Source organism: Bacillus sp. FJAT-45066 (genome assembly GCF_002335755.1).
Lineage (GTDB): Bacteria > Bacillota > Bacilli > Bacillales > Bacillaceae_I > Bacillus_CD > Bacillus_CD alkalisoli.
This window is the reverse complement of record NZ_NISQ01000001.1, coordinates 2,022,112-2,035,268: the sequence shown is the minus strand read 5'-3', so window position 1 is coordinate 2,035,268 and position 13,157 is coordinate 2,022,112. Positions and strand designations below refer to the sequence as shown.

Genomic DNA, 13,157 nt, shown 5'->3' with positions numbered 1-13,157 from the left:
CAGAAAAATAAGATAGGAGAGGATGACCATGTGTGGGATTATTAACTAAATTTAATGAAAGAGATAAAAAACTACCAACCGAAAGAAAGAAATTAATGGATGCAATTGAAACGGATGTAAAAAACGATCCAAATATCATAGCAGCATTTTATGGAGGCTCCATTGCAAAAGGAAATGAGGATAATTATTCGGATATTGATCTACGAATAATTGTTAAGGAACATAAATTTGAACACTACAAATTGAACAAAAAAGAGCGTGCAAAAAAATGGGGAGATGTACTTTTTTATGAAGATTTTTCATGGGCATCGTACAGTATTTCACATTATAATAATTTCATAAAAGTAGATACCTTTTATTATAAGGAAAAAGATTTACATGCCTCTCTCTATTTAAAGGAAATGAATGTAATACATGATCCGAGTGGCCTATTAAAAAATGTACTAAAAGACTCTAAGTCTTTACGTTTTCCATATTCACAAGAGGAACTTGATGTGTGGAGAGGAAAGGTGTTTGCTTATCTTCATGAGACGTATAGAAGAGTTAGGAGAAAAGAGTATAATTATGCTTTTTCCATGCTAGAAAGTCTACGATTTTCCGTAGTTACCGGTTGGTATACGGAGATAGAAATTCCTGCAAATAATTTTGGTGATTGGTCAAAAGTAGAGGGAGAAAGAAGTCCGCTTACAGAAGAACAATTAGCACTTCTAGCTAGTTGGGATAATCCAGATCGAAATGAAAGAGATATTTTAAATGTGGCCAAAGCTATATTTAAAGAGTTCAAGGTCGTTCATAAAAATTTGTGTAAAAAGTACAATTTAAACGAAGAAGAAGAAATCATTATAGAAGTTGAAAAATTAGTTTTCTAAATGAAACAAGCTTGACGGTATTTAATACCTTCAAGCTAGTGAATTATTATCGATAATTCGTAAACTGTAACTCGATATCTAGACTTGCTTCACGTAGAGCAGCGATGACAGATTGTAAGTCATCTCTGTTTTTGCCAGTAACACGAATTTGGTCATCTTGAATTTGTGTCTTAACTTTCAAGCCAGAGTTCTTAATAATTGTATTGACCTTTTTTGCGTTTTCTTTATCAATACCTTGAACGAGATTTGCACGTTGGCGAACTGTTCCGCCTGAAGCATTTTCTAACTTTCCATACTGAATGTTTTTAATCGCTACGCCACGTTTAATTAATTTGCTAATTAAAACATCTTTTAATTGCTCCATTTTATAATCATCATCAGAGACTAATACTAATTCTTCTTTTTCCAACTTAATGTCACTTTTGGAACCTTTAAAGTCGTAGCGGTTTTTAACTTCTTTTAAAGCGATGCTTATTGCGTTTGTAACTTCAGGTAAATCAACTTCAGAAACGATATCAAATGAACATTCCTTAGCCATTTAAATTCCTCCTATTAAAAACTAACGTAATATTAATTTTTATTTATGTACACATTAAATTATAGTAAAATAAAGCAGTTTGGACAACTAAAGTAAAACTTGATATATTTTAAATCAAAACTTATGGTACGATAGAGTGAATGAATAAAAAGGATGATGTAAACATGTTACAAGTTGGAACAGTAGTAAACTTATCTGTAGATCGTGAAACGCCGTTAGGGTATATGTTATCTGATGGCTATTTAGAAGATGCTGTTTTTCTTCACCGTAATGAAGTAGAAGGGGAAATAAGCATGGATGATACTGTAGATGTGTTTTTGTATACAGATCAAAAAGGTAGATTATCAGCAAGCATGGCAATTCCAAAGGGCTTAGATGAGCATGAATGGATGGAAGTAGTAGATGTAGTGCCGGACTTAGGGGTTTTTATTAACATCGGTATTTCTAAAGACGCATTAATTCCTGCCGATGATCTTCCTGTATTTGAATCCATTTGGCCACAAGTAGGGGACCATTTACTATGTCGTTTGAAAACAGACCGCCGTGGGATGTTAATTGGAAAATTAGCTACACATGACGTAATGTTAGACCGTTCCGTAAAAGCTCCAAGTACCCTTTTGAACAATAACATTCAAGGAGCGGTGTATCGTTTACTTAAAGTAGGTAGTTACATCGTAACAAACGAAGGATATGTTGGTTTTATCCACAACTCAGAACGCAAAGAAGAGCCACGATTAGGTTCCGTAGTAGAAGGAAGAGTTATTGACGTGAAGGAAGATGGGACGGTTAACGTATCTTTACTTCCTAGAAAACAAGAAGCAATGACAGATGATTCAGAAATGATTATGACTTATTTACAATCGAGAAACGGCGCGATGCCATACAGTGATAAAAGTGCACCAGAAGATATTACAGAGCGATTTAATATGAGTAAAGCAGCCTTCAAACGTGCTCTCGGGAAGCTAATGAAAGATGGAAAGATTACACAGAGTGAAGGGTGGACGTACGAAAAAAAGGAGTAGGCTAATGCCTGCTCCTTTTTCCATCCATTATAGGTGATCTGTCTTTTTGGAATATTGTCTTTCACCTTTTTGACGGTTTTTTTCGCGCTCCATGTTTTTCTCATGGCGTTTCGCGTTATTGTCTTTTGCTTTTTTATCGTTATCACTTGTATGAGGCATGCACTATTCTCCTTTCCAAAATGGGTAAGTATAAGAATAGCATGTCCAATACAGAAAAGTTTATTTCACTTCATTTAAGAAGAAAAGAGCTATTGTTCCAGGGCCAGAATGAGCGCCTATTGCAGATCCGATAGAATAAATATAAATATTATGATTGCCAGTTTCTTGTTGAATCAATTCTTTTAGTGCATGTGCGGTTTCTTCATCATCACCGTGACTAATAGCGATAACTTGTGTGTCTAAAGAAGTACCCCGTTCCTTCATTAATTCAACCATTCGGCGTAAAACCTTTTTGCGACCTCGTATTTTTTCAATTGGGATAAGTTTTCCTTCTTCCATATGTAGTAAAGGTTTAATGTTTAACAGACCACCTACAAATGCAGAAGCACGACTAACTCGACCACCTCTAGCTAAATAATCCAAATTGTCCACAGTGAAAATATGTTCCATATGTGTACAAGTATGTTGAATTTCCTCTAAAAGTTGTTCTTTTGTTGCTCCAGATTTAGCACTTTCAATAGCTTTTTTTACAATTAATCCTAAGCCAAGAGAAGCTGACTTGGAGTCGATAATTGTAAGATCTAAGTTGGGGAATTCCTCTAAAACATCATTACGCATTAACATGGCTGTTTGATATGTACCTGATAGCTCTGAAGAAAAAGCAACGTAAATAGCTGTTTCATTATTATGGGCAATTTCTGTGAAAACACGTTTAAAGTGTTCCGGAGATGCTTGGGAAGTTTTTACTACTTCTCCTTCTTTCATTGCATCAAAAATTTGTTTGGAGTCAATGGTCACCATATCATCATACTCATCATTTTTGAACAATACTTTTAATGGAATTAACTCCACATCATTTTCTTCTAAATAACTTTTAGGTAAGTCACAAGCACTATCTGCTAAAATTCTTATTGTCATCTAATCACCTCTTTATTATACTTACATTCATGTGTTTTCATACTTTATCTTTACTCTACCTTTTAATACGTAAAAATGAAACCTTTTCTTTAATGTAATGGTTAATACATATTAGATGCAAGAAAAAAATGTTAGGATGATTAAAATAAAGGGAAAAACATAAACTAACAATGTTTGGAAAATTGGGGGTTACACAATATGGTTGTTCAGCAAACAAAAAAAGTTATTATCGTAATCATTGGTGCATTCCTTAATGCTATTGCAATGAATTTCTTCCTAATTCCTGCTGATGTATATGCAAGTGGCTTTACAGGAGTTGCTCAGTTGGCGTTTCGAATCTCAGAAGACTATTTACCTTTTACCGTATCAACTGGTTTAACATTACTCGTACTTAATATTCCTGTAACTATTTTAGCTTGGAAAAAAGTCGGAAGATCTTTTACTGTGTACAGTTTTTTAAGTGTATTTTTAATGTCACTATTTTTAGAAATTGTTCCTATTTATAAATTTAATGATGATATATTATTAAATGCTGTATTTGGAGGAGTAATAGCTGCGGTTGGAGTAGGATTAACATTGAAGTGGGGAGCATCCACTGGTGGACTTGATATTATTGCGATGATACTTTCACGAATGAAGGACAAGCCAGTAGGAATATACTTCTTCGCACTAAATTCAGTCATTATTTTAACAGCAGGTTTAATATTTGGTTGGGAAAAAGCTTTATACACCCTTGTAGCTTTATATGCTTCAACAAGGGTTATCGATGCCATACATACGCGTCACGAAAAACTAACAGCTATGATTATTACCAAAAAAGGTCAGGATCTTAAAGATGCCATTCACGAAAAAATGGTCCGCGGTATTACATCTGTCCCTGCAAAAGGTGCATACTCTGGAGAAGAAAAAGAAATGTTAATGATCGTAGTAACGAGATACGAACTTTATGACTTAGAACGTATCATTAAAGATGTAGATGAAAATGCCTTTACAAATATTGTTCAAACAACTGGGATTTTTGGATTTTTCCGAAGAGATTAGAGCATGTTGTGTATTGTGGAATATACTAATGAAAAGGGGTAGGTGATAAAGTGAAAAAATTATTAGCTTGCTTAATATTAATTCTTTCTGTAGGTTGCGTTCAACAGGTAACAAATAATAATAACAACAACGTTCCAAAACCAGATGAAGAAACTCCAGTAGCGGAAGTACCAGCTGAAGTAATTGATTTAAATAAAATAGAGATGGATTTTATAGCATTAGCAGGTTCTAATGAAGTTCAATTTGTTTTAGGACTAACAAACAAAAATGAAGCAGAAGCTGAATTGTACTTTTCTACAGGACAAAAATATGAAATTGTCGTTACAAAAGGCGGTAATGAAGTTTACAGATACACAAATGACCGTATGTTTACGGAGGCATTAGAACAACTAACATTACCTTCTAGAGAAAGACTAGAATGGGAAGAAAGTTGGAATTATACAATAGATGGCGAAAGGTTGCCAGAAGGTGAATATGAGGCACGAGCGTTTTTTGTTCCTTATCAAATAAGTAATATGGAAGTTAACGATCAATTATTTAGTATGACAACTAATTTTGTTGTACCAGCAGAAAATAAAGCCTATCGCAATGTAACGGTAGAAGGCGAAAACGGCCGATACATCGTTCGTGGTGAAGGTAGAGTATTTGAAGCTACAGCTTCTTATTTTGTAGAAGATGGTCAAAATTATTTAGTAGAAGAAACTTTCTTTACATTAAAGGAAGGGGCTCCAAGTTGGTCGGAATTTGAGCTAGAAATAAACATCGATCAAGATAAACTTCCTGAGCATGGTACAGTAACTCTAGTGCTTTTTGAAAGAAGTGCAAAAGACGGCTCCATTGTAAATGAATATTATGTGACGCTAGAAAGGCTTTAGTTAAAGAAGTGGTGTAACAAAAGAAATAAAAAGTCTAAACATAAATGAAAGTGCCGGTGTGTGGCCGACTCCTCGAAAATGCATCCGCATTTCCTTCGTGCGATGCATCGCTCCCGTAGCCTTCCTTGTCCTGCGGTAGAGGGCAGGCTGGTGAGACCCCACAGAGCCCTTGGGCTCGAGGAGGCTCACCGCCTCCCCCGCGGAAAGCGGTCACACCACCGGCACTTTTTTTAGGAACGAATAAAGGGTGCCTAGAAATACTTTCTAGACACCCCTTCTTTTTACTCTTTATTATTATGCATCGATTGCTCTAACTGATCTTGAAACTCACGAAGCTGGCGTTGTTCAGCTTCTGTTGAGTTTGCATAAGCGGAGGATAGTGCATTTTTGGCAACTTCTACATCCTGTTGTTCATATGACGATTGGTGTTCACTTTTATGTTGAATAACGTTCATAACAGCCTCTTTTGCGGATTGGAATAAACGATTGCCCATATTATATTCCTCCTAAAGAGTTTTGCTCTGCTTGCTTTGCTTTACGTTGTTCCGACTGTTCAAGTGTCATATGATATGGGAACTGTTGGTCATGAAGTTGAACCGCATTTTTCCCATGTTGTACAAAACGTTTTGATTTGTTGCTTCTACCCATTGCAATTCCCCCTTTTAATAATCAGAAAAGCGAATTGAACGATCGATTCAGGACGATATCTTCGCCCATTTATAGTGTGGGACAATTTGAATAATCTATGAAGGGGAATTGTTGCCTTTTCTAAAAATATGGCTAAGTTTAAGTCTGTTGATTCCTGTGCAAGGCTTCGCTTTCCGCGGGCTTGTCTAGTTTCAATGGCTAGGGCTAGCTCCACGACTCATAATCCATGGTCTTATTGAGGAAAAATGCGCCATCTACGGAGCGATGCATGCTTCGTAAGAAAATGCGGTAGCATATTCGAGGAGTCTCACCTTGCACGGAATCAACAGGTCATAACCTTTGAATAACAGCACCAAACTACGCAGTTAAAAATAAGAGGCTGGGACAAAGAGGCCAATGAAGTTTATCTCGCATGAAAAAATGGTTGTAGATGAACTTCATAAGGCCGATGAAGTTCATCAGGCATAAAAAATTGGTAGTAGATGACCTTCATAAGGCCGATGAAGTTCATCAGGCATAAAAAATTAGTTGTAGATGACCTTCATAAGGCCGATGAAGTTCATCAGGCATAAAAAATTGGTAGTAGATGACCTTCATATGGCCGATGAAGTAATCTGGCATAAAAGAATTAGTGTAGTTGAACTTTATAAGGTCAATGAAGTGCTTTTGTAGAGAGTGCTTCAAGTACTTTCTTTCGTATAGTAAAATACCTTTGTTCCATCAATAAGTAGAGGCCCGCAAGAATAAAAAAATGTTCTTACAGGCCTCTTCCATTATATTCACTAGGTTTTGTCCCAGCCTCTGTTGGAACTTATAGTTTTAAATAGTTTTCTAAAAATACTGCTATGCCGTCTTCTTCATTAGTTAGTGTTACTTCGTTTGCTTTTTCTTTTAATTCTTCAATTGCATTGCCCATCGCTACACCAGTGCCAGCATACTCAATCATTTCAAAATCATTATCTTCGTCACCAAAAGCGATAATATTTTGTTGCGGAATGTTGTAGTGTTTTGCAATTCTTTCAAGACCTACTGCTTTACTTAGTCCTGTACGTACAATTTCAATAATGTGCCATGGAGCAGCCCATCTTCTATGATCGATTACCTCCGCATGCACTTCAGATAAATAGTGACGTATTTTATCTACTTCATCTTCACTTGCATGAATTAATATACATGTAGGATCTTTCTTTAAAATACTTCTTAAATCCCCTGTTTCCATTTTTGGATTCCCAAAACTGAATATATCTAACAACTTTTCATCATGAAAATGAAAATAAACATCATCCATTACTTCTGCTAAAATGTTATGAATTTGATATTTTTCACTAATCTTTACAATTTCTTTAACCGTTTCTAAATCAAGAGGTTCATGGAATACTCCCCAATCATCGTTTCCAGGGAAATGAACAAACGCACCATTAAAATTAACAATTGGTGTAGTTAAGCCAATTTCTTCATAATACATAATACTTGCTCGATAAGGTCGTCCTGTTGCAATTACAACTTCGTGTCCTTGTTCCATCGCTTTTCGTAACGCTTGTTTGTTTCTTCTAGAGATTTTTTTATCGTCTGTAAGTAATGTTCCGTCTAAATCTATAGCAATTAAATGTTTTTCCATATGTACTCCTTTATACAAAAAAATAATGTCTTATTTTAAGTGTAACCTTTTTTCAAAATAATTGTCTACATGTTACACTTGTTCTATGGAAAGATATAGAAATTGTTTGGGGGAGAAAGATAATGATAATTGTAAACAAGCAGTTTGTCGGTGAAATTCCCTTGTTAGAAGTTTATAACGAGTCGATTGCAGAACAAAAAGCGCCGACAATCTTTTTTATTCATGGCATTACAAGTATGAAAGAAATGAACTTATCTTATGCCTATTTATTAGCGGAAAAAGGTTTTCGAATCTTTTTACCAGATTGTACTTATCACGGAGAAAGAACGAATAGGAAAAATGAAGCGGAATTAGGTCCTGTTTTTTGGAAAATAGTGATACAAACTATTCATGAATTAGATTTTTTACGAAAACATTTTCTACATCAGGGAAAAATAGACGAAGACAGAATTGGAGTCGTTGGTACTTCCATGGGTGGATTTATTACCCTTGGTGCACTAACGCAATTTGAATGGATCAAAACAGCAGTTAGCCTAATGGGTTGTCCTGATTATAAATCATTTGCCCAAATGAAATTAAGTGCGCTACCTGAAAATACTTTCTCTGAAGAAGAAATTAGAACAGCATTAGAACAAATTGTTCCATATGATTTAAGTAAACAACCAGATAAATTACAAAACCGTCCATTATTTTGTTGGCATGGAAAATGTGATAAGGAAGTTCCATCAAACTATATAGAAGAGTTTTATGAAGCGCTAAAGGACTCTAGCTCTCATTTCGAATTAGTTATTGACGAAAAAGCAGAACACAAAGTATCTAAACATGGCATGTACAAAACAGTTAGTTGGTTTAATGAATACTTATGAAGGGAAGATGAACATGGGACAAGAAGACTTAAAAGTAAAAATTATGGAAGCACTAGAAGAAGTGGAAGATCCGGAATTACGCGTTGATATTGTCAACTTAGGACTCGTTTACGGAGTAGAAATAGAAGAAGGGATAGTAGTAGTAACAATGACATTAACGTCTATTGGTTGCCCTCTTGCAGGCACAATTGTGGAACATGTTAAAAAAGCGTTAATTAACATTGATGGTGTCAAGGGTGTAGATGTGAATATTACATTTAATCCACCATGGAGCAGAGATAAAATGTCTAGGTTAGCGAAAATTGCTTTAAATGTTGCGGATTATTAAGCAGAAGGGAATTGGTTTTAATGGAAAATAAAATTATATTAGTAAGCTCTAATCAGTTAGGAAAAGGTGAAGAAGCACTTGGGGAATCTGTATTAGAGACATTTTTCACTTTATTAAAACAACGTGAAAGTTTACCACATGCAATATTCCTAATGAACACTGGTGTACTCACAGCTACAGAACAATCACTAACATCTGTTCATTTAGGAGAATTAGAAAACAGTGGCGTACACGTTTATGCATGTCGTACATGTGTAGAACATTATGAAGTTGCCGACAAACTAACAGTCGGAAAAATAAAAGGCATGGATCTATTCGTTGAACTAGCCACTAAACATGAAGTATTAACTATTTCTTAAAAGTAAAGCTTTGTTAAGGATTAATGTTGATATTTAACTACTTATTAGCTGTTGATTTTCGTGCAAGGAGGAGACTCCTGCGGGAGAAGCGGGGAGCGGGAGACCCCGCATGCGCGAATGCGACGAGGAGGATCCCGGCCCGCCCGCGGAAACCGAAGCCTTGCACGGAAATCAACAGCGGTCTTGGAAACAGCTAAAAGAAAAAATAAACAACATTTAAGACATTCACCCATTCCCATTTCCATGAATAAGATACGAAAGAAAGGGAGGGGTATGAATGTATTACCAAAATCACCAAGATTTTTACAACCGTAATCACCAAAATACTAACCATATGTATGAACTTTGTGCGAACCACTTAAAGGATTACGTAATGGTGCAAACACAAGATGGAAATCAATTTGATGGAATTATTGTAGATGTAGCCGAAGATAATGCTACCTTTGCAGTACCAATGGATGAAACAGACCAAATGAGCGAACAAATGCCGCAAGGGGATATGCATAATCAAATGATGAGAATACCATTTGGTTACCCTGGCTACGGATATTCAGGCTACGGTGGCTATCCAGGTTATTTTTATCCAAGAAGAAGATTTCGTCCTCTCGTCTTACCATTAGCAGCAATTACTGCTATTTCATTACTTCCATATTTCTAAAGAGATTTTCCCTTCAATATATTTTAGAGCGTTGGGTAAAATAAATATGAATTCCATATTACATGTGCACCGAAACATGTAAAATGGAGTGCTCTATATTAGGAGGGAAAATGAATGGGACAAAACCAACAATTTCGACCTGGCCAAAAAGCACCGAATAACGGTACTTACTTAGAAATCGGTGAAACAGGAAGTATGGTCAAAAATCCTAAAAGAGTAAATTTAAAAGCTGGAGACTCTTTCCCAGAAACATCTAACCATAACCGTGTCTGGGCAAGAAAACGCAGGCCTTAATGAAATAATAAGTTGCAAGAAAGAAACTTTTCATGCAAATCAAACCATCCTTCTTGTAAGGATGGTTTTTTCTTCTGTATAATAGTGTTAAAAGGTCAATAATGGTCAAACTATAATAGGAGGCTGTTAATTATGGATATAAATATTCTTACTTCACACTTACAGCAAACATTACAACAAGCACAAACGATAGCTGTGGAGAAAAAACATACAGAATTAGATATAGAGCATGTTATTTTTACATTACTAAACCAACAAGAAGGGATTGCTAAGAGAATTTTTGAAGTGGCGAATATTACAATACATTCTCTTCTGTCTGAACTACAAGAAAAATTAAACCAAAAAGCAACTTTCCAAGGAGAAAGAAATAGCCAAATCTATGCGTCACATTCATTAGTTCACTTTTTTCAAAAAGCAGATGAACTAAGAAAAAGCTGGCAGGATGATTTTATATCAACGGAACATGTAGTTTTTCAATTTGTAAAACAAATAAACAATAATCGTAATTGGCAAACACCTATTTCGTTAGAAAAAATCGAAGAAGCTATTAGGAAGATAAGGGGGAACCAGAAAGTGGATAGTCAGCATGCTGAAGAAACATTTGAAGTGTTAAAAAAATATGGTAGAGATTTAATTGAAGATGTAAAGTCAGGAAAAGTGGATCCTGTAATTGGACGTGATCAGGAAATTAGAAGAGTGATTCGAATTTTATCACGAAAAACGAAAAATAACCCTGTCCTAATTGGAGAGCCAGGTGTTGGTAAAACAGCTATAGTAGAAGGACTAGCTCAAAGAATCGTAAGAAAAGATGTACCAGAAGGCTTGCAAAATAAAACTATCTTTTCCCTTGATTTGAGTTCATTAGTAGCAGGAGCAAAATTCAGAGGTGAGTTTGAAGAAAGATTAAAGGCTGTCTTAAATGAAGTAAAGAAAAGTGATGGACAAATCATTCTTTTTATTGATGAACTACATACAATCGTTGGAGCTGGTAAAACAGAAGGAGCGATGGATGCAGGAAATATGTTAAAACCAATGCTCGCTCGTGGTGAACTACATTGCATAGGGGCAACAACCTTAAATGAACATCGACAATACATTGAAAAAGATCCAGCATTAGAGAGAAGGTTTCAACAAGTAATGGTTCAAGAACCTACAGTAGAAGATACTATTTCTATCTTAAGAGGGTTAAAGGAAAGATTTGAAATACACCATGGAGTAAATATACAAGACAGAGCAATCGTATCGGCAGCTACTTTATCTGACCGATATATTTCAGAACGTTTTCTTCCTGATAAAGCAATTGATTTAATTGACGAAGCTTGTGCAATGATTCGCACAGAAATTGATTCTATGCCTACCGAATTAGACGAAGTGACTAGAAGAATCATGCAACTAGAAATAGAAGAAGCGGCATTAAGTAAAGAAAAAGATAAAGATAGTGAAGAAAGGCGACTACAAATTAGAAAAGAATTAGAAAAATTAAATGAAAAAGCAGCAACTATGCGTGCGCAATGGGAAGTTGAAAAAAGCTCTATTCAAGGAATTAGACACAAACGTGAACAACTAGAAAAACTTAAGCGTGAGTTAGAAGAAGCAGAAAGTAAGTATGATTTAAATAAAGCAGCAGAAATTCTCCATGGAAAAATACCAATACTGGAAAATGAAATTAAAAACCTAGAACAAGCATCTAAAGAAAAAGAAGGAAGTAAATTACTAAGAGAAGAAGTAACAGAAGAAGAAATAGCTAGTATAGTTGCCAAATGGACAGGTATCCCAGTTACAAAATTAGTGGAAGGGGAACGAGAAAAGCTACTTAATCTTGAGACTATTTTACAAAAAAGAGTAGTTGGTCAAGACGAAGCAGTTCAACTTGTTTCTGACGCTGTTATAAGGGCAAGAGCAGGTATTAAAGACCCGAATCGACCTATTGGCTCCTTTATTTTCCTTGGGCCAACTGGAGTAGGGAAGACAGAATTAGCTAAAGCACTAGCACAATCGCTTTTTGATAGTGAAGAACAAATTATTCGAATTGATATGTCAGAGTATATGGAAAAACATGCGGTATCCCGTTTGATTGGTGCACCTCCTGGGTATGTAGGATATGAAGAAGGTGGGCAATTAACAGAGGCGATAAGAAGGAAACCATATTCAGTCGTGTTGTTAGATGAAATAGAAAAAGCACATTCAGAAGTATTTAATATATTATTACAAATGCTAGATGATGGAAGAATTACGGATTCACAAGGTAGAACAATTGATGTAAAAAACACAGTAATTATTATGACATCTAATATTGGCTCACAATTTATGCTTAATAATCAAAATGAAGAAAACAAAAGTGAAATTTCAGCGGAAGTAAAAGAACTTGTCATGAAACAATTAAGATCACACTTCCGTCCTGAGTTCTTAAATCGTATCGACGAAACTATCCTGTTCGCTCCATTGGATAAAAATGAAATTCGTTCTATATTAGATAAATTAATCAATGAATTGCAAAAGCGCCTACAAGATAGAAGAATGACAGTTACGCTAACAGATGAAGCAAAAGATTATTTAGCAGAAGTAGGTTATGAACCACAATATGGAGCTAGACCCCTAAGAAGATTTGTCCAAAAACATATTGAAACATTACTTGCAAAAGAAATAATCAAAGGAACGATAAAAGAAGAGGAAGAAATTGTAATTGATTTTAAAGAAGGAAAATTGTATTTAGTATCAAAGTAATAAAAGACAGACTGTGTTAAGGATTATATTGATTTTTTTTTATACTAGTTTAGCAGTTGATTTCCGCGCAAGTCGGAGGCTCCTCGAAAATGCTATCGAATTTCCTTCGTGCGATGCATCGCTCCCGTAGCCTTGCTTGTCCTGCGGGAGTAAATCCCACAGGCGAAGACGAGTAGGCTCCAGCCACTCCGAAAAGTGATGGCTTGCGCGGGAATCAAATGCAGTTCTTGTAAAGCCAAA

Annotated in this window: 16 protein-coding genes; 10 read left to right on the top strand and 6 right to left on the bottom strand. The window is 35.5% G+C overall.

The features are described 5' to 3' along the window. Nucleotides 1-32: 32 nt before the first annotated feature. Nucleotides 33-869, top strand: coding sequence for a nucleotidyltransferase domain-containing protein (locus CDZ92_RS10380; RefSeq protein ID WP_096155171.1), 837 nt, complete (start codon nt 33-35; stop codon nt 867-869). A 46-nt stretch (nt 870-915) separates the two neighbouring features. Here the strand turns inward: CDZ92_RS10380 and CDZ92_RS10375 are convergent, their stop codons facing one another. Beyond that, nucleotides 916-1,407 (bottom strand): YajQ family cyclic di-GMP-binding protein, encoded by a 492-nt coding sequence (locus CDZ92_RS10375; protein ID WP_096155170.1) that lies wholly within the window; start codon nt 1,405-1,407, stop codon nt 916-918. Nucleotides 1,408-1,571: 164 nt separating this feature from the next. Between CDZ92_RS10375 and CDZ92_RS10370 the strand changes: the two genes are divergently transcribed. After that, nucleotides 1,572-2,429: a CvfB family protein gene (locus CDZ92_RS10370; protein WP_096155169.1), complete on the top strand. Its 858-nt coding sequence runs from the start codon at nt 1,572-1,574 to the stop codon at nt 2,427-2,429. Nucleotides 2,430-2,456: 27 nt separating this feature from the next. Here CDZ92_RS10370 and CDZ92_RS10365 read toward each other — a convergent pair whose 3' ends face one another. Continuing rightward, nucleotides 2,457-2,588 (bottom strand): DUF3941 domain-containing protein, encoded by a 132-nt coding sequence (locus CDZ92_RS10365; protein WP_096155168.1) that lies wholly within the window; start codon nt 2,586-2,588, stop codon nt 2,457-2,459. 60 nt (nt 2,589-2,648) lie between these two features. Next, nucleotides 2,649-3,506, bottom strand: a complete 858-nt coding sequence (locus tag CDZ92_RS10360; protein ID WP_096155167.1) for a DegV family protein — start codon at nt 3,504-3,506, stop codon at nt 2,649-2,651. A 198-nt stretch (nt 3,507-3,704) separates the two neighbouring features. Here CDZ92_RS10360 and CDZ92_RS10355 point away from each other — a divergent pair, with 198 nt between their 5' ends. Beyond that, nucleotides 3,705-4,547, top strand: a complete 843-nt coding sequence (locus CDZ92_RS10355) for a YitT family protein (protein ID WP_096155166.1) — start codon at nt 3,705-3,707, stop codon at nt 4,545-4,547. A 50-nt stretch (nt 4,548-4,597) separates the two neighbouring features. Continuing rightward, nucleotides 4,598-5,422 carry a BsuPI-related putative proteinase inhibitor gene (locus tag CDZ92_RS10350; RefSeq protein WP_096155165.1) on the top strand — a complete coding sequence of 275 codons (825 nt, stop codon included), beginning with the start codon at nt 4,598-4,600 and terminating at the stop codon, nt 5,420-5,422. A gap of 281 nt (nt 5,423-5,703) precedes the next feature. Here CDZ92_RS10350 and CDZ92_RS10345 read toward each other — a convergent pair whose 3' ends face one another. The 3 genes from CDZ92_RS10345 to CDZ92_RS10340 form a co-directional block, all read right to left on the bottom strand. Further along, nucleotides 5,704-5,916 carry a DUF3813 domain-containing protein gene (locus CDZ92_RS10345; RefSeq protein ID WP_096155164.1) on the bottom strand — a complete coding sequence of 71 codons (213 nt, stop codon included), beginning with the start codon at nt 5,914-5,916 and terminating at the stop codon, nt 5,704-5,706. Between the two features lies 1 nt (nt 5,917). After that, nucleotides 5,918-6,070: a hypothetical protein gene (locus CDZ92_RS19990; protein ID WP_176483750.1), complete on the bottom strand. Its 153-nt coding sequence runs from the start codon at nt 6,068-6,070 to the stop codon at nt 5,918-5,920. An 811-nt stretch (nt 6,071-6,881) separates the two neighbouring features. Then, nucleotides 6,882-7,688 (bottom strand): Cof-type HAD-IIB family hydrolase, encoded by an 807-nt coding sequence (locus tag CDZ92_RS10340; RefSeq protein ID WP_096155163.1) that lies wholly within the window; start codon nt 7,686-7,688, stop codon nt 6,882-6,884. Nucleotides 7,689-7,810: 122 nt separating this feature from the next. Between CDZ92_RS10340 and CDZ92_RS10335 the strand changes: the two genes are divergently transcribed. The 6 genes from CDZ92_RS10335 (at nt 7,811) to clpB (ending at nt 12,917) form a co-directional block, all read left to right on the top strand. Further along, nucleotides 7,811-8,554: an alpha/beta fold hydrolase gene (locus tag CDZ92_RS10335; protein WP_096155162.1), complete on the top strand. Its 744-nt coding sequence runs from the start codon at nt 7,811-7,813 to the stop codon at nt 8,552-8,554. Beyond that, on the top strand, nt 8,541-8,882 hold the full coding sequence (locus tag CDZ92_RS10330) for a metal-sulfur cluster assembly factor (RefSeq protein ID WP_227521513.1): 342 nt from the start codon (nt 8,541-8,543) through the stop codon (nt 8,880-8,882). The genes CDZ92_RS10335 and CDZ92_RS10330 overlap by 14 nt, the downstream gene beginning before the upstream one ends. A 20-nt stretch (nt 8,883-8,902) precedes the next feature. Next, nucleotides 8,903-9,241, top strand: coding sequence for a transcriptional regulator (locus CDZ92_RS10325; protein ID WP_096155161.1), 339 nt, complete (start codon nt 8,903-8,905; stop codon nt 9,239-9,241). Between the two features lie 277 nt (nt 9,242-9,518). After that, entirely contained in the window at nt 9,519-9,899 is a 381-nt protein-coding gene (locus CDZ92_RS10315) for a hypothetical protein (RefSeq protein ID WP_096155159.1), read from the top strand. Between the two features lie 114 nt (nt 9,900-10,013). Then, complete coding sequence (locus CDZ92_RS10310) at nt 10,014-10,193, top strand: YjzC family protein (RefSeq protein WP_096155158.1); 180 nt, start codon at nt 10,014-10,016, stop codon at nt 10,191-10,193. A gap of 132 nt (nt 10,194-10,325) precedes the next feature. Then, nucleotides 10,326-12,917: an ATP-dependent chaperone ClpB gene (clpB, locus tag CDZ92_RS10305; protein ID WP_096155157.1), complete on the top strand. Its 2,592-nt coding sequence runs from the start codon at nt 10,326-10,328 to the stop codon at nt 12,915-12,917. Nucleotides 12,918-13,157 lie beyond the last annotated feature (240 nt).